The following is a 20,808-nucleotide window of genomic DNA, read 5'->3' on the forward strand; positions in this document are numbered from 1 at the left end:
CCCCCGCCACTACAGAGAACCCCAAATATACGGTTATGCCTGTGCAAGATGTATCGGTGTATGAAGTGGGAGAGACAGGCGGGATCAGTACCATGACCGTCAGAACCGGCGTCAGCGGCCTGAAATATTTTGGCGCCCAGATCAACCCGGTCACAGCCCATGCAGGGCAAGAAGCCGTGGTCTTTACCCATCTGCGCGGCGGCCTCCAGTTGAGCCTCAACGTCACCAAAGCGGATTTTGACCTCGTTGACCGGGCCCAGGCCGGGTTCAACGTCCAGGTTGGGGACATCGTCAAAGTATTCATTATGGACGACTTGACCAACGACGTGGACCATAACCCGATCCTGTTGCAGTAGAGGCCGCGGTAGAGAAGGATGGGGCGCGGGGATCTTCCCCACGCCTCATTTCGCGGTCTTTCCCGTTCGTCCCAAGGGGCATCGTTGATCGTTGCGAAAAAGGCGCTGAGTTGTCAATGCCCTTTTCCTATTTAAATTTTCATTAAGATAATAAAAAAAGGTAATAAAAACAGGAAAAACAAAGGAAAGGAGTAAAAGGATGGACAGCAAAAAGCGCAGCCGGTTGCTGGCGTGCCTGATGATTTTGGCCATGTTTTGCGCCATGCTCCCCACCAGCGCTCTGGCGACGGAGGGTCCGGCGGGCCGCGCCGGGGGCGCGGAGGTCACAGTCACGGAGGCGACCTACGAGGTCACGGTGGACAGCGCCGTAACCGGCGGCAGCATTGCGGTGAACCCGCATAGAGGCGTCCAGGGCGACACAGTCACTGTCACCGTGACGCCGGACAGCGGCAAGCAACTGGTGGCGGACAGCCTGAAATACACCGCGGACAGCGGCAGCGCCTACACGGCGATTAGCGTCGCCGGGGGCGTGTACAGCTTCGCCCTTCCGGCAGCGGACGTCGTTGTGACCGCCCAATTTGCAGACATCATAAACGAAACCCCCGAATTGGTCCCGGTGGCTATCAGCACCGACGGCGCTACAGTTGCCGGCGGCGACACCATTAGCGCGGACGGCACTTACAACGTCGCCGCCGGCGCGACGGGTACGATCACGATCAATTCCGGGCTGACCGTGACGCTGGTGGGCAGCGGCACGGCGAACGAGCCCAACAGGGAGCTGTCCGTCGACTGCGGCGAAGGCGTGACGCTGACGATCCGGGATCTGTACGTGAGCAACACAGACGAAATTAACCTGCTCAACTTCTCCGGCTCCGGCAACAGGCTGCTGGTAGCCGGCGTGAACGTGCTGGAGGGCATGGTGTACAACGCCAAAGCCGTGCTTCACGTCGGTCCCGATACCGAGCTGACCATCGACGGCGCTGACGCCGACGGGACCATGTATTTATACAAATACACGGCGGGAGCCGGCATCGGCGGCGACATCCATGAGGCGAACGGCAGGATCAACTTTGCCGGCGGCAATTTGTTTATCAAGGGCAGCAAAACCGGCGCCGTAATCGGCAACGACACCTGCGGCGACGAAGCCAAAGAGGCGCAGATTGGCGACATCATCATTTCCGGCGGCAGGATATATATTGAGGCCAACGCCCGGGGCGCGGCTATCGGCGGCAGCAGCATGTCCGCCGGCGGCAACGTCTACATGACCGGCGGCACCCTGGCGATTTATGTGGACTGGACGGGTTCCGCCATCGGCGCCGGCGCCGTGGAACTGGCTGCGGAGGATGCCAACTGCGGCAATCTGATCATCAGCGGCGGCTCCCTGAAGGTCTTTGTCAACCAGAACGCCGCCTACGACTGGGGCCTGACCGAGGAGCAGGTCTGCGACAGCCCCATCACCGCGACCAAAGTAAACGCCCTGCCGGGCGGCGACCCGGTTTACCGCTATATGCTGGACGTTTCCGGTATTGAGGCCGACGCCAACGGCGAATACGACGTGACCGTGGACGGAGCGCCTTATTACACCGGGGGGCTGCACGATTACGAATACACGACGAATCAGGAATCGACCATGGCCAACTGGACGAAAACCAATGCCGACAGCCATATCTACCTCTACCTTACCCTGGGCGCCCATACGGTTTCCGTGAATGGCCAGGAGTTGAATCCCATCGAGGTTGTGGAACCGGACTACAGCAGCGACGAAGTGGTCATCCCGGAAGATCAGTGGAGCGATGCGGCGGATACAGGCTGGTATACCGCCAACCCCGCCGCCACGTCCTTTGAAATCGGCACGGCGGCGGAGCTGGCCGGCCTGGCCGCCCTCGTCAACGCCGGAACCGACGATTTCAGCGGCAAAACCGTGACGCTGACGGAGCCCGTGAATCTCTCCGAACGTGAATGGACAACCATCGGCCGGTATGACAATGCAACCTCCATCGGTACAGCCTTTTCCGGTGCCTTCGACGGGGGCAAAAACGCCATCTCCGGCCTGCTGCTCGGCGATGTGGACAAGAATTACCAAGGCTTGTTCGGCTATGTTTCCGGCGCTACGCTGAAAAATATCTCCGTGGCCAACGGCTATATCACCGGCTATGAATACTTGGGCGGTGTCGCCGGCCGTGCGGTGAATTCCACGATCACCGGCTGTGATAATAGAGCCACGGTCTACGCCGTCTATAAAAGTGCCGGGGGCAGCCAACGCGTCGGAGGCGATTATTGCGGCGGCATCGTCGGCAACGGCGAGAATTGCACCGTTGCCTCCTGCCAAAATAACGGCTCCGTCGGCGGCCTGCGCTATGCCGCCGGTATCGCCGGGCTATTCTACGGCACAATCACCGATTGTGTCAACAAACACGAATGCCTTACTCTCTGGGAGGGCGTTGCCGGCATTGTTGCCGCATGCGGTACGAGGTACGGCGGCGATCCCTACAGCACGACGATCTCCAACTGCCGCAATGAAGCCGATCTGTCCGGCCAGACTGTCGCCGGCATCGCCCAATTCTCTACTGATGATAATCTCCAGATCACCAAATGCTGCAACACCGGTGATCTGACCGGTTGCGCAACCGGCGGCGGCATCATTGCCTTCATGGGTGGTGGCGACGTGGTTTCCAAATGCTTCAATTCCGGAGATATCACCGCCACCGCCAATAGCGGTATAGGTATCGGCGGCATTGCAGGCTGCATGAGGAACGGTTCAAGGACGGAGCCGGGTGTTGTGATCGATTGCTATAACACTGGCGCCGTTACCAATAAGGGCGCCATGGATACCAACGCGGGCGGCATCGTCGGCCGTGTGAATAAAGAAAACCTCTACTATTTTATCGTAAAAAACTGTTACAGCACCGGCGCTGTTTCCACCCAAATTACAGGTACTCATGCGGGCGGCGTTGTGGGATATCTCACTAATACAATATATGGTGATGTCGACATCGCCAACAGCTATTATCTCACAGGCTCCGCCCCGGGCGGCATCGCCGGGGCGGACATACCGGGCGGGGCCGAAGGTAAAACGGCGGCCGCGTTGCAAGAACTGTCCGTTACCTTAGGCGCTTCTTATGCTGACGACGACGGGGCGGAGTCCGTCAACGGCGGCTATCCCGTCCTGCGCTGGCAGGCAGGACTGCCGCAGCCCACCTGTATTGTTACTTTTAACGTCAACGTAGCTGCCGCCGTTGTCACCGTAAAAGATGCCGCCGGCGCCGCGGTCGCGCCAGAAAGCAGCGGCGGCTATCCCCTCATCGCCGGTGATCTATACAGCTATTCCGTGGAAGCGGAGGGCTATGAACCCTACAGCGGCTCTGTGTTTCCCAACGGCGATACGGAAATTTTCGTTACCCTGACAGCCATGGAAGATCCCGGAGAGCCCGTCGTTTACGGTGATATCAACGGAGACGGAAGTATTAATTCTCAAGACGTTGTTCTTTTGCGAAAGCATGTTGCCAATCTGAGTTTGCTTTCGGAGGACCAATTACCGGCCGCCGATGTCAATAATGACGGGGCCGTGAATTCTCAGGACATTACGAAGCTGAGGCGTTATGTAGCGAACATTATTGCTGCCTTAGATACAATTGGGTAATCTAACAACATAGGGAGGATGTGGAGGAGTTATGGAGAAAGAACGATATCATTTGCAAAGACTTACACCTGCTAATTCTTCCAAGTGAAATGATTAAGCCGCCAACGGGCGGCTTTTCTTTGAAACTTCATCGGCTTTTAATTTTCTAATGTTTTGGCTCGTTTACCAGTTCCCTACGATCTACAGTTCTGGGCGGCTCTTCATACCAGCCGTTGTCAATAAGGATATTGATACCGTCTTCAAGATAATTGGCCACTTCAGCCAGAGCTTTTGTGTAATGGCCCGCTAAGTCATGCCGCGGGCTTGTTGCCATTGATGCGGCGTAGTTTAATATACCGGCGGAAATAATCAGTGTGGTATGATACATCATAAACTTATCTGAAAAAACCGGGGTTGTTGAATCCGTAACCATGAAATCCCACTGCACTGGATCGGGCACGTCTTCACGGGTTAGAGATGAGCTGAAAGTATCTATAAAACTACTTGACAGGTTTACTCCCCGGTCCATAAATTTTCGTACCTGGCCGGATCTGGCCGTCTGTCTGAATCCCATTAATAACCTTTTGCCGATGTTATTGGTGATAATGCCATAAAAAAGCGCCGATATTTCCTGGGCTAGAAGACTCCTTCGCTCACCCAGGAACCCGCCTAAGAAATTTTGTTTCTTTACATAATCGACTTCTTTTGCAGTGGTTATGATAGGCGGCCTGATATACATGCCTTTTGATAATAGGACGTTAACCGTATTGTTATATAGGTGGATGCTTGAATTGATACAATGATCATAGAAATCACGAATATCAGCGCGCCCGGAAGTTACGAAAGACAACCCGTTTATCCCGATCGCGATTTTATTCGCGTTAACCATATAATAGAGGTAATAAGGATCCGTAAAAAGCCGGGGAGCGTTCAGATTCACGTCATTATCGGTAAAACCCAATGGTATGGGCAGGTTTTCATTATTAAAGAGTTCAGTAACCCTGTCTACTCTCTTACTGCATATATTAACAGCGTCCTCCATTATCATCCTTACTTCATTATCCTCAGCTGTCTGGCTGAAGTGTTTAAAGATACAGACAAACATCGTATAATGCATATACGTATTCCAAAGTGCGGCGAGTTCTGTAGCATTTAAAGGGACGTTGTCAACTATATCGATGGCTCTCGACTCCATTTTACCGGGATCATAATAGGTTCCTTTCATCATATAACCCTCCGGATTGAATAGTAATGTTATCTTTCCCTATCTGCTTTTAGATATTCAGCGCTTGACGTCCTTTTCCCCCTTTATCTCATTTTGCCTGGGAAAACTAAAATAAAAAGTAGCGCCTTTGTCAACTTCGCCAATCAGCCATGTTTGACCATTATGCCGCTTGATTATTTTCTGGCATATAGCGAGACCCACGCCTGAACCTTCAAACTCGTTTTGTGAATGGAGTCTTTGGAATACTCCGAAAAGCCGGGAGGAATAACGCATATCGAAGCCCACTCCATTATCGTTCACTGCAAAGACGTATTCATTTTCGGTTTCACTGAAGCTGACTTCGATGGCGGCAATTTCCCTGTCACGGGTATACTTTAAGGAATTGGATAGTATATTTGCAACAAGTATCTTCATCATTACAGGATCACCGGTTACATCTGGCAGGGGCTTGAGCTTTAATTGTACTTTTCTCTGACCTTGCAGCTGAATGAGTTCATTGTAAACGTCAAGAAATAATTGCTCCAGCTGTATGACTTCATTTTGCATCGGCATTTCACACATCTTTGAAAACTCCAGCAGATGATCAATCACAGAGATGACTTCTACAGATTTTTCCTGAATAATAGCAGCCAGCTCCTGGCCTTCACCATCCAATCTATCGCGGTAATCTGCAATCAGATATTCAAGAAGCTTATTGATTGACAACAGCGGGGACTTTAGATTGTGGGCTACAGTATAGCAAAAACTGTCCAGTTCGCGGTTGGCTTCCTGGAGCGATTCAGTTTGCTGCTTCAGTTTAAGATGGGTTTTTACCCGGGCCTGCAGTTCGGAGCCGTGGAAGGGCTTAACCACGTAGTCTTGTGCTCCCAGTTCAAATCCTTTCCGGATACTTTCTTCATCGTCCCTGGCAGTTAAAAAGATGATGGGGATACTGCTGAAGGCACGGTTGCTTTTAATGGTTTTACACAGCTCAAAGCCATCCATTTCGGGCATGTAAATATCCAGCAGGATCAAATCCGGCTGGTGCTTGCTTAACAGTGTCAGGGCGGCACTCCAATTTTTGGCGATTCTTATTTTATAATCGTTATCGTGCAATACTGCCACAACTGTTTCAATATGTTCCGGGGTATCTTCCACCAGCAATATTTCGAATTGATTATTCTTGCGGACAGCGCCCAAGAGTATCATCTCCCTCTATAATCCACTCTCATGATGATTAAATATTAAACGAACGATCTTGTAAAAAACAATCTTTTTTCATAACACCGGCAAGCCGGTCTGCATGTAAAATAGTTCAATGAAATACTTATGGCGATTGCCAAACGCCGTAATTGTGGTTTACAATATAGGTTAAGGCAAAGAAGCTGTCGTATGCAAAGTTGCAAACCTGCTTCTTTGCCTTTTTTTATTTGCCTTGATAATTTGTTATTGAGGGTAGTCAGATATGAACACAAAGATAAGCATCAAACAATCGACAATCAGCGCCCTTATCCTGGGAATATTTTTTCTCATCGCAACGCTGCTGGGAGGCAGTATTTTGTATATGAATTCCAGCATCAACGCTTACAATGCCGCCGAAAAGAGAAGGACGGAATTCAAACAGCTGGGCATGGATCTGGCGGACGCGTCCGATTATTTGACGGAGGAAGCAAGAAAATATGCCGTAACCAAAGATATCACCCATTTAAATAGATACTGGGAAGAAATTAATATCACCAAAACAAGAGACAACGTTATATCACGCCTCGAGGAGCTTAATTCACCGCCTGAGGAAAAGGCGCTGTTGGCGGAGGCGAAAAAGCATTCCGACGACCTGGTGAAAACAGAGAGGCATTCCATGCGGTTGGTTTTAGAAGGTCTGGGGGAAGCTGAAGCCGACATGGTTTTTGAGGTTGCCAGCTATGATTTGAGTGATGAAGAAAAACGGCTGACCCGGGAAGAAAAGTTTTCCAAAGCCCGTGACATTATGTTTGACGCCCAATATGACGAAGACAAAAAAAGCATCATGGGTCCCATCGACAGATTTCAAAACGTGATGAACGCACGTTTGGACGCCGAACTGGAAGTTGCCCGGGAAGGCACGAGAAGAGCGGCAATTTTGCAATTGATCCTCGCCGGTATTATTATCGGCGCCGTGGCATTGCTGATTAGAATTCTTTTCACCCAAATAAACATTCCAATCAAGAATTATACGGAATTATTGCACGATATTTCATTCAACAATACCGGCTTCCGGCTGCTGCCCGAAGGCTCGTATGAACTCAGGCTGCTGGCAAAAACGTTCAATGATTTATACGGCTCGTTTCAGGAGGAACTTGTTAAACGGAGACAGGCGGAAGAAACGATGAAGGCGGCCAAGGATGAGGCTGAGCGCGCCAACAATGCCAAAAGTGAATTTTTGGCCAACATGAGCCATGAAATCAGAACACCGCTCAATACCATTACGGGCTATACATACTTGTTGGAAAGTACCGATTTACAGCCCAAACAAAAGGAATACGCCGATACTATCAATCTGGCGGCAAAAAATTTACTGGGCATTATCAATGAAATTCTGGACTTTTCCAAAATCGAAGCCCGCAGGATAACGCTTGAGCTGGTCGATCTGGATCTGTTTGGTGTTTTAGACGACCTTTGCGGCATGGTTGGTTTTGAAGCCCAGCGCAAGGGGCTTAAACTTAATTTAACGATCAAGCCTGAGGTTCCCCGGTACATCAAAGGAGATCCGGTGCGGCTCAAACAGGTGATCTTAAACCTGCTGGCCAACAGCGTAAAGTTTACCCATGCGGGAAGCATAGATATTCTGGTGGAATTACTGGAGAAAAATAAAGACCGGGTTGGTTTGCGTTTCAGCGTAAGGGATACTGGAATTGGTATACCCGCAGAACAGAAAGAGCGGCTTTTCGAGGCTTTTACCCAGGGAGATGCCTCAACATCAAGAAAATATGGCGGCACCGGTTTAGGATTGGCTATTTGCAAAAGGATGGTTGAGCTTATGGGCGGCAATATTTCTGTGGAAAGTGAAATAGGGAAAGGGTCGACCTTCAGCTTTAGAGTTAATTTTGCAATTGCGGAGAGTATTCCGGTGGAGCAAAATCAGGGCGAAACGCAAAAGTTCATAAGAATATTCGGCGGTAAGAAAATTTTGCTTGTTGAAGACAATCTTATTAACCTGCAAATGACTAAAGAGATTCTTGAGCAATTGGGTTTTGCTGCCGATACGGCTGAAAGCGGTTTTGTGGCTTTACAAAAAGTTGAAGAGAAGTTTTTCGATGCAATTCTAATCGATATTCGCATGCCGGAGATGGACGGATATGAAACAACACGCCGCATCAGGGCTTTGCCCGGCGCTGAGAAGCTGCCCATTATCGCTTTATCGGCGGATGCGGTGGAAGGCGTGGCGGAAAAAGCTAAAGGATCGGGTATGAACGAGTATTTGACGAAACCTCTAAATCCTTTAAAGCTCATTGCTGTCTTGCAAAAATATTTTGAGATCGAAGTTATTAGTGAGGGATTAGCGGGAGCTCCAGGAACCGGGAAAGTGATGGATGGCCGGTTTTGTCTTGATTGGGAAAAAGGCGTTCAGAGATTGGGCGGCAATGAGATCAAATACAGAGAGATACTCCGCCAGTTTATCAGTAATCATAAGGATGACGCCAATAAGCTTGTCTATCTTTTAGCCGCAAACAATTTGGGCGAAGCTGGAATGCTGGTCCATACCATCAAAGGCATTGCCAACAACATCGGGGCAACAGCCTTGAGAGATGCCAGTATAGATCTGGAAAAAGCAATACAAGACAATGATCACAGGCGGCTGGAACAAGCACTGCAAGATTTTAAGACAGCTCTGGAAGAATTGTGTGTATATGCGGCTACTCAGTTGGACAATATGCTTTGTATTGAAGATGAGGAAGAAAATAAGATTGAACTTGGTGATATGCATGCGTTTCTTTTGCAATTACTGGCCTTGCTGCAGGATAGTGACGCAGATGCGAAGGATTTGTTTCAAGCTTGCTCTGCTAAGCTTAAGCAAAGCCTGGCAGAACGGGATTATCTTGCGTTAGATAAAAAAATTTCTTCCTATAATTTCAACGAGGCTACAACCTATCTGCAGGCGCTCACTTTGAGGATGGACCGGGACGAAGGGGGGATGAAACATGTATAAGGTGTTGATTATTGATGACGATAAATCAACAAGATACCTGCTGAAGCGGTTTAAGAAGTGGGAAGCCCATGGTTTTATCATCAAAGACGAAGCCGCTGACGGCAAAGAGGCATTGAGAAAATTAAAAGCCTTTCCCTTTGACTTGATTATTACGGATATAGAAATGCCGGGCTTGAACGGCATTGAATTTCTGCAAGAGCTGAAAAGCATGAAAAAGCAGGCTTGCGTTATATTTCTCAGCACCCACAGCAATTTTGAATACGCCAAACAGGGAATCCGCTTGGGCGTATTTGACTATATGGTCAAGCCTTTTGATGATCATTCCCTTGGCGAAACTTTAGCAAGGGTAAAAGCATATCTGGATAAAGAATATTTACAGAGAACCAAAAAACTGTATTATTTCCGGGAAAGTGAAAGGAAACTTGCAGCCTGCCTGTTATCCGGCAGTGACCCGGATCATGGACTGCTGGAAAGTATTTTTGTTGAAACAGCGGAAATGCTTGAAAACAACCTCTATAAAACGGGTATTTTACTGAACACAATGCTGGCCAATCTAAGAGAAAAAATCTATGCCGCCAATCCCTGGCTGGAAAAGATTGAGGACGATATGCTGGCATATGATCTGACGCAAGCGCAATCGATTTCCGAGCTGAAGCAAAAATTCCAGGTTTGTCTGAACGCCCTGCTGGAAATAATCAAGAAATATGAATTGCATCAACCCGGCAGTATAATCAGAAGAACATGCGCTTATGTTGTGAATCATGTTGAACAGGATATTACGCTGAAAATGATTGCTGTTGAGGTACACTTTAGCAAAGATTATATCGGCAAGCTGTTTAAGCGGAAGACCGGCTATAACTTCAACGAGTACGTAACAAAAATCAAAATGGAACATGCCAAACACCTCATTCGCTCCGGTGCCTTCAAAAACTATGAGGTAAGTGAGAAGCTGGGATACAGCAAGCCGGATTATTTCAGCCGGCTGTTTAAGAAATATACCGGGTACACGCCTGCCGAATTTAAAAAGATCCTGTGATATCGACAAATGAATGGGTTTTAATCAGTACCGTTTTGTGGGGTAAAATTGCTGTTTTGTGACGTTTAATTTTATCCGGCTTCAGTATAAGATACTGTTAAGAGATGACTATACTGATACAGGATGACCCGGATAAGTCATCCGCGTATAGCTGTGGCGCTATAAAATGTGCATTCGGTGCCGAATGTGGATTTTATGGCGCCTTTTGGCGTTGTTTGAGGCGCACAGTCATCACAACCATATCGCGTTCATGGCCATGAAACGTTGTTGGTAAATCTGCGCTTGCATTGAAGAAAAAAGGAGGATTTGGGAATGAAGATAAACGATAAGAAAAAATTTGGAAGAGGTATCGCCGGAATAGTTGCCGTACTGCTTGCCGGGTCGATGCTTTTGACCGGGTGCGGGGGCGCGAAAACAGGAGATTCCAATGGGGCCGCTTCATCGTCAGATTCAGGTGATACCGTCAAGGTCGGTATTTTGCACTCATTAAGCGGCACCATGGCCATCAGTGAAGTATCCGTGAAGGATGCTGAAATAATGGCCATCGATGAAATCAATGCCGCCGGCGGTGTTTTGGGCAAAAAGATCGAGCCGGTCGTCGAAGACGGGGCTTCCGATTGGCCGACATTTGCGGAGAAAGCCAAGAAGCTTTTGCAAAATGACCGTGTGGCAACGGTATTTGGCTGTTGGACTTCCGCCAGCCGCAAGGCGGTGCTGCCGGTCTTTGAACAGAACAACGGGCTTTTATGGTATCCGGTCCAATACGAGGGGATGGAAGCTTCCCCTAACATTTTCTACACCGGAGCCGCCCCCAACGAGCAAATCGTACCGGCTGTTGAATGGCTGCTGCAAAACAAAGGCAAAAAGTTCTTTCTCCTTGGCTCAGACTATGTCTTCCCGAGAACAGCCAACAAAATCATCAAGGCGCAGCTTAACGCTATGGGCGGGGAACTGATCGCAGAAGAATATACCCCCCTGGGGCATACGGACTACAGCACTGTGATTAACAAAATTAAGTCCACGAAACCGGACGTTGTCTTTAACACCTTGAATGGTGACAGCAACGTGGCTTTCTTCAAACAGTTAAAGGACGCCGGGATCACTACGGACGACCTGACTACGCTCTCGGTGAGTGTGGCGGAAGAAGAAATTCGCGGCATCGGCGCCGACAACATCAAGGGGCACCTGGTTTCCTGGAATTATTATCAGACCACCGACACTCCTGAAAACAAAGAGTTTGTCAAAAAATACAAGGAAAAATACGGCGCCGATCGTGTTACCGACGATCCCATTGAAGCCGCCTATGTCGGAGTTTATCTCTGGGCCTCGGCAGTGGAAAAAGCAGGCTCCACTGATGTGGACAAGGTCAAAGAAGCCGCCAAAGGGCTTGAGTTTAAAGCCCCCGAGGGGCTGGTCAGGATTGAGGGAGAGAACCAGCATCTGTGGAAACCGGTCAGGATTGGTGAGGTGCAGGCAGATGGCTTGATTCAGGAGATCTGGAGCACCGGGGAGGCTGTAAAACCGGATCCGTACCTGAAATCCTATGAATGGGCCAAGGACTTGAGCAATTAACCGGCAAGGCAACTTTGCCTGAGCGGGGTGCCGTCAAACATCCCGCCCGGGCAAAAAAATCGGAGCGTGATTGGGTTATGCAAGTATATGTTCTGCAAATATTCAACGGGATCAGCGTCAGCTCTATTTTGATGCTTGCCGCTTTGGGCCTGGCCATCACCTTCGGCCTAATGAAAGTGATTAATATGGCCCATGGCGAGTTGATCATGCTCGGCGCTTATGTAACCTTTGTAACCCAAAATATCTTTATGTCCTCTGTAGATAAGAGTTTTTTTAACAGCTATTTTCTGTTTGCTTTACCCGCTGCCTTTGTGATTACGGCGTTTGTCGGTTATTTGATGGAAATTACCGTGATCAGGCACCTGTACGGGCGGCCGCTGGACAGTTTGCTGGCCACCTGGGGGGTAAGCCTGATCTTACAGCAGCTGGCCAGAAGTATTTTTGGCGCCCCCAATGTTGATGTCAAAAGTCCCGCCTGGCTTGATGGGGGATTCCTGCTGATGGCCAATTTGCAGCTGCCGTATAAAAGGCTGTTTATCATGCTGCTGACGGCCCTGTGCATATCCGGAGTCTATTATTTTCTCTATAAGACAACCGGTGGACGCAGGATCCGGGCAGTGATGCAAAACCGGGCCATGGCGGAAAGCCTCGGTATTAATACGCGCAAAATTGACGCCATGACCTTTGCCATGGGCTCCGGCCTGGCCGGTATCGCGGGCTGCGCCCTGACGCTGCTCGGCTCCATCGGGCCGACTCTGGGCACCAATTATATCGTTGATACCTTTATGGTCGTAGTGCTTGGCGGCGTGGGCAGAATTATCGGCACTGTGGCGGGCGCCGGGGCGATTGGAGTGGGCAATACGGCTTTTGAGTTTTTAACCAATGCCTCCCTGGGCAAAGTGCTGGTGTTTGTCGTGGTGATCTTATTCTTGCAATGGAAGCCCCAGGGTTTCTTTACGCTCAGCAGCCGGTCCTTAGATGAGTAAGTGGAGGTGAGCCAATTTGACCGGGACAGCGGCAAAAATTAAAACACGCATACTGCAATCCAATCCGGCCATCTCCATAATATTTATTATATTATGTCTGGCGCCGTTATTTTTAACGGATTTTAGAATAAATCTGCTGGGTAAATTTGTGGCCTACGCCATCCTTGCCCTGGGTATCGATCTGATTTGGGGCTATACAGGGATTCTGAGCCTCGGACATGGTGTTTTTTTTGGCCTGGGAGCTTACTGTATGGCCATGTATCTCAAATTGGAAGCAAGTGGAGGCAAGGTGCCGGATTTCATGTCCTGGAGCGGGCAGGAAATATTACCATGGTTTTGGAGACCTTTTGCTTCGGCGCCTTTTGCGATCGTCATGGCAATTCTCATCCCCACGCTGCTTGCTTCCATCATCGGCTATTTAACCTTTAAAAACCGCATTCGCGGTGTATACTTCAGCATCCTGACCCAGGCCCTGTCGATTATCTTTGTCGTGCTGTTCATCGGCCAACAGGCTTTCACCGGCGGCACCAACGGGATCACCAATTTAAAAACTATGTTTGGTTTTTCTCTTTTCGCTCCCGCAACTAAGATGGTCCTTTATTATATCGCTGTTTTGTTGCTGCTGGCGGCGTATGTGTTTTGCAAATTTATTATCGACAGGCGTACGGGGAGGGTATTAATCGCTATTCGGGACGGCGAAAACAGGATCCGTTTTTCGGGGTACAACCCGACGGTTTACAAAGTGTTTGTTTTCGCTATTTCCGCAGGCCTGGCCGGCCTTGCGGGAGCCATCTATGTTCCCCAGGTGGGGATTATTTCGCCGGCGGCAATGAGCATTGTCCCTTCCATTGAAATGGTCAGCTGGGTGGCTATCGGCGGACGTGGCGCCTTGACCGGCGCCATCATTGGAGCGGTGCTGGTTAATTCCTTAAAAAGTCTGGTCAGCGAGAGTTTTCCGGATATCTGGTCGTATTTTATGGGCCTGGCCTTCATTGTGGTGGTTATTTTCATGCCCGGGGGGCTGGTGGGACTTTTTCGTCAAACAAAAAGTTATCTGGCGCGTCTTTTTGACGCCAAAACGGATGGAAGAGGCCTTGATGCGCTTGCCGGCGCTGCGGAGACGGCATGTAAAAAGGAGTAGCGGAGTTCATAAAAATAATTTTTGAAGGTGGTTTTGATGGAAAGTGTTTTGGAAGTTATTGACTTGACGGTCAGTTTTGATGGCTTTAAAGCCGTCAACCATGTCAGCACTTCTGTGAAAAAAGGGGATATCCATTTTTATATCGGGCCAAACGGCGCCGGTAAAACAACTTTGCTGGATGCCATCTGCGGGCGGGTCAGGCCCGCTGCCGGCTCGATCCTTTTCAAAGGCCGCAGTGACATGACCAGGCTGGCGGAACATGAAATCGTGCAATGCGGCATTGGCAGGAAATTTCAGGTCCCGTCGGTCTTTAACAGTATTACTGTTTATGAAAACATGGAACTGGCCGCAGAAAAGAAAAGGACTATTTTTTCCACCCTTTTTTCCAGGCTGAGTCCCGAACAGCGGGAGACCATCGACTATGTGCTCAATATCATTGGTTTATATGAAAAAAGGTTCGAGAAACCGGCGGCATTGTCCCATGGAGAGAAACAGTGGCTGGAGATAGGCATGCTTTTGGTGCAAAGACCCGAAATTATTCTGTTGGATGAGCCTGTGGCGGGCATGGGCAGAAAGGAAACGGATAAGACCGGCGAGCTGCTGACGGAAATCGCCAAAGACTGTTCCGTAGTGGTGGTTGAACACGATATGGAATTTGTCAGGGATTTTGCCGGCACCGTAACGGTTCTGCATGAAGGAGCGGTTTTGGTTGAAGGCGATATGGAGACCGTGCAAAAAGACCCGCGGGTAATTGAAGTGTGCTTGGGGCGGGGCGGTGAGTGAGATTGTTGGAGGTCAGCGGGTTAAGCGCTTATTATGGCGAAAGCATTATTCTAAAAAATATCAGCTTGCGTATAAAACCAGGGCAGGTTGTTTGTCTGCTGGGAAGAAACGGTGTCGGCAAAACAACATTTATGAAAAGCGTCATGGGTCTGGTCAAAACTCCCACGGGCAGCATCAGGCTGGACGGCCGGGAAATGATTAAAATGCCCACTTACAACAGGGCCTTGCAAGGAATCGGCTATGTTCCGCAGGGCCGGGATATTTTCGCCGGTCTCAGCGTTTATGAGAATCTGCTGTTGGGGTTGGAAAGAAGTGGTGAGCGGGGCGCTTTAGATGAAAGTATTTACGAACTCTTTCCGGTGTTGAAAACGATGCTGAAAAGAAAAGGCGGTGATTTAAGCGGCGGGCAGCAGCAGCAGCTGGCAATAGCCCGGGCACTGCTGTCAACCCCCAGGCTGCTTTTGCTTGATGAGCCAACGGAAGGGATCCAGCCCTCCATCATTCAGGAAATTTCCAGGGTAATTAAGAAGCTGAAAGGCCAGGGCAATATTACCATGCTGATCGTGGAGCAATACCTGGAGTTTGTTTTAGAAGTGGCTGATTATTTTTATGTGATGGATAAAGGACTTATTGTCATGGAAGGAAACACAAAAGATGTCGAGCTGCAAAATATCCAGTCAAAAATAGCAATCTAAGTGGATCAATGCGAAAGGTGCGAATTCATGCGCACAAATGATGGTGTGTGGCTGGAAAACCGTGGCCGGTTGATTTCGGCGTAGTGGAGGTGAGACCGATGCATTTAACACCAAAAGAGACAGAAAAATTAATGCTGCATTTAGCAGGCGAGCTGGCCGGGAAAAGAAGAGCCAGGGGTCTGAAGCTAAACTATCCTGAGGCGGTGGCCCTGATCAGCGCCGGTTTGCTCGAGGCGGCCAGGGATGGTAAGACTGTTACCGAATTGATGCGGCTGGGCGCCGGCATCCTGACCAGGGATGATGTCATGGAGGGAGTAGCGGACATGATTCATGAAATTCAAATTGAAGCGACCTTTCCCGATGGAACGAAGCTGGTTACCGTTCATAACCCAATCCGTTAGTTTAGGGGGCAGATTGATGATACCCGGGGAATATTTCATAAAAAATGAATATATCACGTTAAACGCCGGGAGAGAGAAAACTGTGCTCAAAGTTGCCAATACCGGTGACCGGCCGGTGCAGGTGGGATCCCATTATCACTTTTTCGAGGTAAACAAGTGCCTGGTTTTTCCCAGGGATAAGGCCTTTGGTATGAGGCTGAACATTCCGGCCGGGACCGCGGTGAGATTTGAGCCCGGTGAAGAGAGGGCCGTCGAGTTGGTGGCCATTGGCGGCAGCGCCGTCATCCATGGCTTAAATGACCTGACCGGCGGCAGCGTCAAAGATGGAGCTGTTTTTCAGAAGGCTCTTTTAAAGGCAAAAGAACAAGGCTTTGAAGGAGTTGAAGGATAAAGTGAGCTATCAAATACCGGGCCGGGATTATGCCGGCATGTACGGCCCGACCAGGGGAGACCGGATCAGGCTGGCTGACACGGACTTGATCATTGAGATTGAGGATGACTTGACGGTTTACGGGGATGAATGCAAGTTTGGGGGAGGCAAATCGATCCGTGACGGCATGGGGCAATCGCCGGCAGCCACCGGACAGGACGGTGTTCTGGATTTGGTGATTACCAATGCCGTAGTGGTTGACTCCTGGGGAATTGTGAAGGGGGATATCGGGATCAGAGACGGCAAAATAGTTGGTATCGGCAAGGCGGGCAATCCTGATGTCATGGATGGGGTTGCGCCGGATTTAATCATTGGCGCCTCCACCGAGGTGATTGCCGGGGAAGGGCTGATCGCCACGCCGGGAGGCATTGACACCCATATCCATTTCATCTGTCCCCAGCAGCTTGAAACGGCGCTTTACAGCGGCATTACGACCATGCTCGGGGGAGGAACCGGACCGGCTGACGGCACCAATGCTACGACTTGCACGCCCGGCAGTTTTAATATTCACCGCATGCTGGAAGCTGCCGAGAGCTTTCCCATGAACCTTGGTTTTTTCGGCAAGGGCAATGCTTCCTTTCCCGGCCCGCTGGCTGAGCAGGTTGAAGCGGGAGCCATCGGGCTAAAACTGCATGAAGACTGGGGCACTACGCCCAAAGCGATAGATACTTGTTTGCAGGTAGCCGACAGGTATGACGTGCAGGTTGCCATCCACACGGATACGTTAAATGAAGCAGGTTTTGTTGAAGATACCATGCGGGCGATTGCCGGAAGGGTAATCCATACCTTTCATACCGAAGGCGCCGGCGGCGGCCATGCGCCGGATATTATCAAGATTGCCGCGCTGCCCAATGTGCTGCCGTCTTCCACCAACCCGACCATGCCTTTTACCGTCAACACCATTGACGAGCATTTGGATATGCTGATGGTCTGCCACCACCTGGACAGCAAGGTGCCGGAGGATGTTGCCTTTGCCGACTCCAGGATCCGGCCGGAGACCATTGCCGCCGAAGACATTCTGCATGATTTGGGCGTATTCAGCATGATGAGTTCTGATTCCCAGGCCATGGGCAGAGTTGGGGAAGTGATTAGCAGGACCTGGCAGACGGCCGACAAAATGAAAAAACAGAGAGGCCCGCTGCCCCAAGACAGTGAGGAGAATGACAATTTCCGGGTGAGGAGGTATGTGGCCAAATATACCATCAATCCTGCCTTAACCCATGGTATAGCCGGTTATGTGGGTTCTTTGGAAAAAGGCAAGGTGGCTGATGTTGTGTTGTGGAAGCCGGCGATGTTCGGCGTTAAGCCGGAGCTGATTATAAAGGGAGGCTTTATTGCCGCCGGCAAAATGGGGGATGCCAACGCCTCCATACCCACACCGCAGCCGGTGCTTTATAGAAACATGTTCGGCGCCTTTGGCCGCGCCAAGTACAGCACCTGTCTAACCTTTGTTTCCAGGGCGGCGCTGGAATCGGTCGCCCTGGCGGAATTAAAACTGCAGAAGCAAGTCGTGCCTGTCGCCGGCTGCAGAAACGTATTCAAAAAAGACATGGTTTTAAATGACGCCACCCCCGGGATTGAAGTGGACCCTGAAACATACGCGGTGCTCGTTGACGGGGAACATTTAACCTGTGCGCCTATGCCGGCCCTGGCCCTGGCCCAGCGGTACTTTTTGTTCTAGTCTTTGATAAAAAGAGGTGAGCCTGTGCTGATCGAATATATTGATAACGAACTTAATGGACCGGACCTTGGTAACCTGGAGTGTGATTATGTTCCCCTGGAATGGTATGAAGTTGACAAGAAAGTGCTGCATAAAGTAAGCCGTCATGGCCTGGAGGTAGGGATTCGCAATCTTGCGGGGCGGCCTCTTTGTGACGGGGATGTTTTATGGCGTGATCAGCACAGGGCTCTGCTGGTGGAAATCCTGCCCTGTGCGTGTATTGCCCTGAAACCGCATACCATGCTTGAAATAGGCAAAGCCTGTTATGAGCTTGGCAACAGGCATGCGCCCTTATTTATGGCAGACGGGGAATTGCTCACCCCCTATGACGCTCCTCTTTATAATGTGCTGGGCAAATATGGTTTCACGGTATATGTGAAAACTGCGAAATTAAAAACGCTCTGGGGTGGTTATGCCGGGGGGCACGCTCATGGACATGCTCATGAACACTCCTAAAGGCGCGCCGGTGCAGACAAATCCTTTTTTCTGCCTGCTCCAGCTCAGTGACCCTTTGTTGCCCATCGGGAGTTTTACCCAGTCCTTCGGCCTGGAGACGTATGTGCAAAAGGGCATTGTCCATGACGCTGCTTCCGCCCGGCGGTACCTGGAGAGTTATCTTCGCAACAGTTTTCTCCACAATGATCTGCTGGCGGTTAAACTGGCCTGGGAACATGCCGGCCGGGCCAATTTAGACGGGATCGGCGGTTTGGAAGCAATCATCGGCGCTTCGAAAACGCCCCGGGAAATTAGAGCGGCCAGTGCGAAATTAGGAGCGCGGCTCCTGAGGATTGTGGAACCGGTGTTAAAAGAGCACGCTTTTTTTAAGGCCTATCTGCAAAAGGTTAAAAGTGGCCAATGCGCCGGGCATTACAGCGTAGTCTACGGCCTGGCTGCCAGGCTTATGGAGGCAGAAAAAACCCTTGCTCTATCGGCAGTGTGCTATAACACTGCTGCGCAAATTGTCAACAACTGCGCCAAGCTGGTGCCAATCAGTCAACAGGCTGGACAGCAGATCCTGTTTGGCGCCCATACAGTATTCCGGCAGGTCGTCGAACAGGCGGAGGCATTGGACGAGAGCAGCCTGGGCATTAGCTTTGCCGGTTTTGACCTGAGATCCATGCAGCATGAAAGATTGTATACAAGACTTTATATATCGTAAATATTGGGGAGGCAATGTCCATGGCGTTCGTCAGGATTGGTGTCGGCGGACCGGTTGGCTCCGGCAAAACAGCGTTGATCGAGCGTATGACAAGGCTGTTGGCGCCCGACTACAGTATCGGTGTGATTACCAATGACATCTACACCAGGGAAGACGCCGAATTTTTAGTAAAAAACAGCGTGCTTGCGCCGGAAAGAATCATGGGCGTGGAGACCGGCGGCTGCCCGCATACGGCGATTCGTGAAGACGCTTCCATGAATCTGGAAGCGGTTGACGAAATGTTTAAGAGTTTTCCGGACCTGCAGATTCTATTTATCGAGAGCGGAGGCGACAACCTGTCGGCAACCTTCAGCCCCGATCTGGCCGATGCGACAATTTATGTCATTGACGTGTCCGGAGGAGATAAAATTCCGCGCAAAGGCGGACCGGGTATTACCAGGTCGGATTTGTTGGTGATAAATAAAATAGACCTGGCTCCTTATGTGGGGGCAAATCTAACCGTGATGGCCGTGGACTCGAAAAGGATGAGAGGGGAAAAACCATTTCTTTTCACCAACCTTAACACCAATGAAGGGCTCTCTGATGTGATTAAATGGATCAAGCAGAGCGCGCTCCTGGAAGGCCTGTGATGATGGTTAATAAATTTGGCCGGGACAGTGAATTGTATATAAAAGCTAAAATGGATAGCGGCCTGACCTGTTTGGAGGATTATTATTTTACCGCGCCGTTTAAAATAGCGAAACCTTTTTTCGATGAAAAAAAAGGTATTATGAATATGATCGTGATGAGCGCTTCGGCCGGTATTATGGAAGGAGATTGCTACCGGATCAGGCTTGAGTTGGGAGCCGGCGCCAGGCTTGCCCTGCACGGCCAGTCCTATACCAGGATTCACCGGATGCCGGAAGGCCGGGCCAGTCAGGTCAACCGGTTTAATTTAGCGGCGGGAGCTTTTTTAGACTATGCCCAACAACCGACCATTCCTTATGCCGGTTCAAGTTTTCAATCTTTTTCGGAGTGCCATTTGGAAAGCGGTTCGGCGTTTTTGTATTCGGAGATCATTGCCTGCGGGCGGGTCAAGCGAGGAGAACGCTTTGCCTTCAGGGAATACAGAAACTGCAACAAGGTCTATTATCAAGGCGATTTAATTTTTCTAGATCGTCAAGCGCTGCTGCCGGGCTGCCGGGATTTGGAGGGAATTGGTTGTTTTGAGGGTTATACCCATCAAGCGACCCTGGCATTTTTTTATGATAATTTCCATGACCAATTGCTTGAACGGTTATTTCATATATTGGCTCAGACCAGTGATATTGAATTTGGTTTAACCAAAACGAACAGGTTTGGTTTAATTGTCCGGATTCTGGGCAGCAGCGCGGATCATCTTGATAACACCCTTGCCGCTCTAAAGCAAGAGTGTTATAAATAGAAAAATTTGAGGGCGCCGGCAAGGTTCATGCTCAGAGTGCCTGCCGTCCCTTGACAATTTGATGAATATTCTGTTGACAGGGAGTGATTATTTTTGG

General features: G+C 50.0%; 17 protein-coding genes and 1 pseudogene. 16 read left to right on the top strand and 2 right to left on the bottom strand.

Translation table 11 applies throughout. The features are described 5' to 3' along the window. Both Psfp_RS21645 and Psfp_RS10905 read left to right on the top strand, forming a co-directional pair. Positions 1–356 (top strand): annotated as a pseudogene (locus Psfp_RS21645) (metallophosphoesterase); the annotation flags it as partial. A gap of 199 nt (positions 357–555) precedes the next feature. Continuing rightward, positions 556–3,996 carry a dockerin type I domain-containing protein gene (locus tag Psfp_RS10905; protein ID WP_134218571.1) on the top strand — a complete coding sequence of 1,147 codons (3,441 nt, stop codon included), beginning with the start codon at positions 556–558 and terminating at the stop codon, positions 3,994–3,996. Between the two features lie 145 nt (positions 3,997–4,141). On the opposite strand, the gene Psfp_RS10910 is transcribed toward Psfp_RS10905, so the two are convergent. After that, on the bottom strand, positions 4,142–5,203 hold the full coding sequence (locus Psfp_RS10910; RefSeq protein WP_134218572.1) for a DUF3231 family protein: 1,062 nt from the start codon (positions 5,201–5,203) through the stop codon (positions 4,142–4,144). A gap of 54 nt (positions 5,204–5,257) precedes the next feature. Then, entirely contained in the window at positions 5,258–6,379 is a 1,122-nt protein-coding gene (locus Psfp_RS10915; protein WP_243120590.1) for a response regulator, read from the bottom strand. A gap of 265 nt (positions 6,380–6,644) precedes the next feature. Here Psfp_RS10915 and Psfp_RS10920 point away from each other — a divergent pair, with 265 nt between their 5' ends. The 14 genes from Psfp_RS10920 (at position 6,645) to Psfp_RS10985 (ending at position 20,711) form a co-directional block, all read left to right on the top strand. Next, entirely contained in the window at positions 6,645–9,365 is a 2,721-nt protein-coding gene (locus Psfp_RS10920) for an ATP-binding protein (RefSeq protein ID WP_134218574.1), read from the top strand. Continuing rightward, complete coding sequence (locus tag Psfp_RS10925) at positions 9,358–10,401, top strand: response regulator (protein WP_134218575.1); 1,044 nt, start codon at positions 9,358–9,360, stop codon at positions 10,399–10,401. Before Psfp_RS10920 ends, Psfp_RS10925 begins: the two co-directional genes overlap by 8 nt. Positions 10,402–10,713: 312 nt before the next feature. Beyond that, the gene (urtA, locus tag Psfp_RS10930; RefSeq protein ID WP_134218576.1) at positions 10,714–11,973 is read left to right on the top strand and encodes an urea ABC transporter substrate-binding protein; all 1,260 of its coding nucleotides are present in this window, start codon (positions 10,714–10,716) and stop codon (positions 11,971–11,973) included. Between the two features lie 77 nt (positions 11,974–12,050). Then, on the top strand, positions 12,051–12,959 hold the full coding sequence (gene urtB, locus Psfp_RS10935) for an urea ABC transporter permease subunit UrtB (RefSeq protein ID WP_134218577.1): 909 nt from the start codon (positions 12,051–12,053) through the stop codon (positions 12,957–12,959). 16 nt (positions 12,960–12,975) lie between these two features. After that, positions 12,976–14,100 (top strand): urea ABC transporter permease subunit UrtC, encoded by a 1,125-nt coding sequence (gene urtC / locus Psfp_RS10940; RefSeq protein WP_134218578.1) that lies wholly within the window; start codon positions 12,976–12,978, stop codon positions 14,098–14,100. Positions 14,101–14,136: 36 nt separating this feature from the next. Then, positions 14,137–14,883: an urea ABC transporter ATP-binding protein UrtD gene (gene urtD, locus Psfp_RS10945; protein ID WP_192895374.1), complete on the top strand. Its 747-nt coding sequence runs from the start codon at positions 14,137–14,139 to the stop codon at positions 14,881–14,883. A 2-nt stretch (positions 14,884–14,885) separates the two neighbouring features. Continuing rightward, positions 14,886–15,578, top strand: a complete 693-nt coding sequence (gene urtE / locus Psfp_RS10950; protein WP_134218617.1) for an urea ABC transporter ATP-binding subunit UrtE — start codon at positions 14,886–14,888, stop codon at positions 15,576–15,578. 98 nt (positions 15,579–15,676) lie between these two features. Beyond that, positions 15,677–15,979 carry an urease subunit gamma gene (gene ureA / locus Psfp_RS10955; RefSeq protein WP_134218579.1) on the top strand — a complete coding sequence of 101 codons (303 nt, stop codon included), beginning with the start codon at positions 15,677–15,679 and terminating at the stop codon, positions 15,977–15,979. Positions 15,980–15,995: 16 nt separating this feature from the next. Beyond that, positions 15,996–16,370, top strand: a complete 375-nt coding sequence (gene ureB, locus Psfp_RS10960; protein ID WP_134218580.1) for an urease subunit beta — start codon at positions 15,996–15,998, stop codon at positions 16,368–16,370. A gap of 1 nt (position 16,371) precedes the next feature. Continuing rightward, positions 16,372–18,090, top strand: coding sequence for an urease subunit alpha (gene ureC / locus Psfp_RS10965; RefSeq protein WP_134218581.1), 1,719 nt, complete (start codon positions 16,372–16,374; stop codon positions 18,088–18,090). 24 nt (positions 18,091–18,114) lie between these two features. Continuing rightward, on the top strand, positions 18,115–18,585 hold the full coding sequence (locus Psfp_RS10970) for an urease accessory protein UreE (protein WP_134218582.1): 471 nt from the start codon (positions 18,115–18,117) through the stop codon (positions 18,583–18,585). Next, a complete protein-coding gene (locus tag Psfp_RS10975) occupies positions 18,560–19,288 on the top strand; it encodes an urease accessory protein UreF (RefSeq protein ID WP_243120591.1) in 729 nt (242 codons plus the stop codon). Before Psfp_RS10970 ends, Psfp_RS10975 begins: the two co-directional genes overlap by 26 nt. A gap of 20 nt (positions 19,289–19,308) precedes the next feature. Beyond that, complete coding sequence (gene ureG, locus Psfp_RS10980; protein ID WP_134218583.1) at positions 19,309–19,917, top strand: urease accessory protein UreG; 609 nt, start codon at positions 19,309–19,311, stop codon at positions 19,915–19,917. Between the two features lie 2 nt (positions 19,918–19,919). Then, positions 19,920–20,711, top strand: coding sequence for an urease accessory protein UreD (locus Psfp_RS10985; protein WP_134218619.1), 792 nt, complete (start codon positions 19,920–19,922; stop codon positions 20,709–20,711). Positions 20,712–20,808: the final 97 nt, after the last annotated feature.

Origin of the sequence: Pelotomaculum sp. FP (assembly GCF_004369245.1) — a bacterium.
Lineage (GTDB): Bacteria > Bacillota > Desulfotomaculia > Desulfotomaculales > Pelotomaculaceae > Pelotomaculum_C > Pelotomaculum_C schinkii.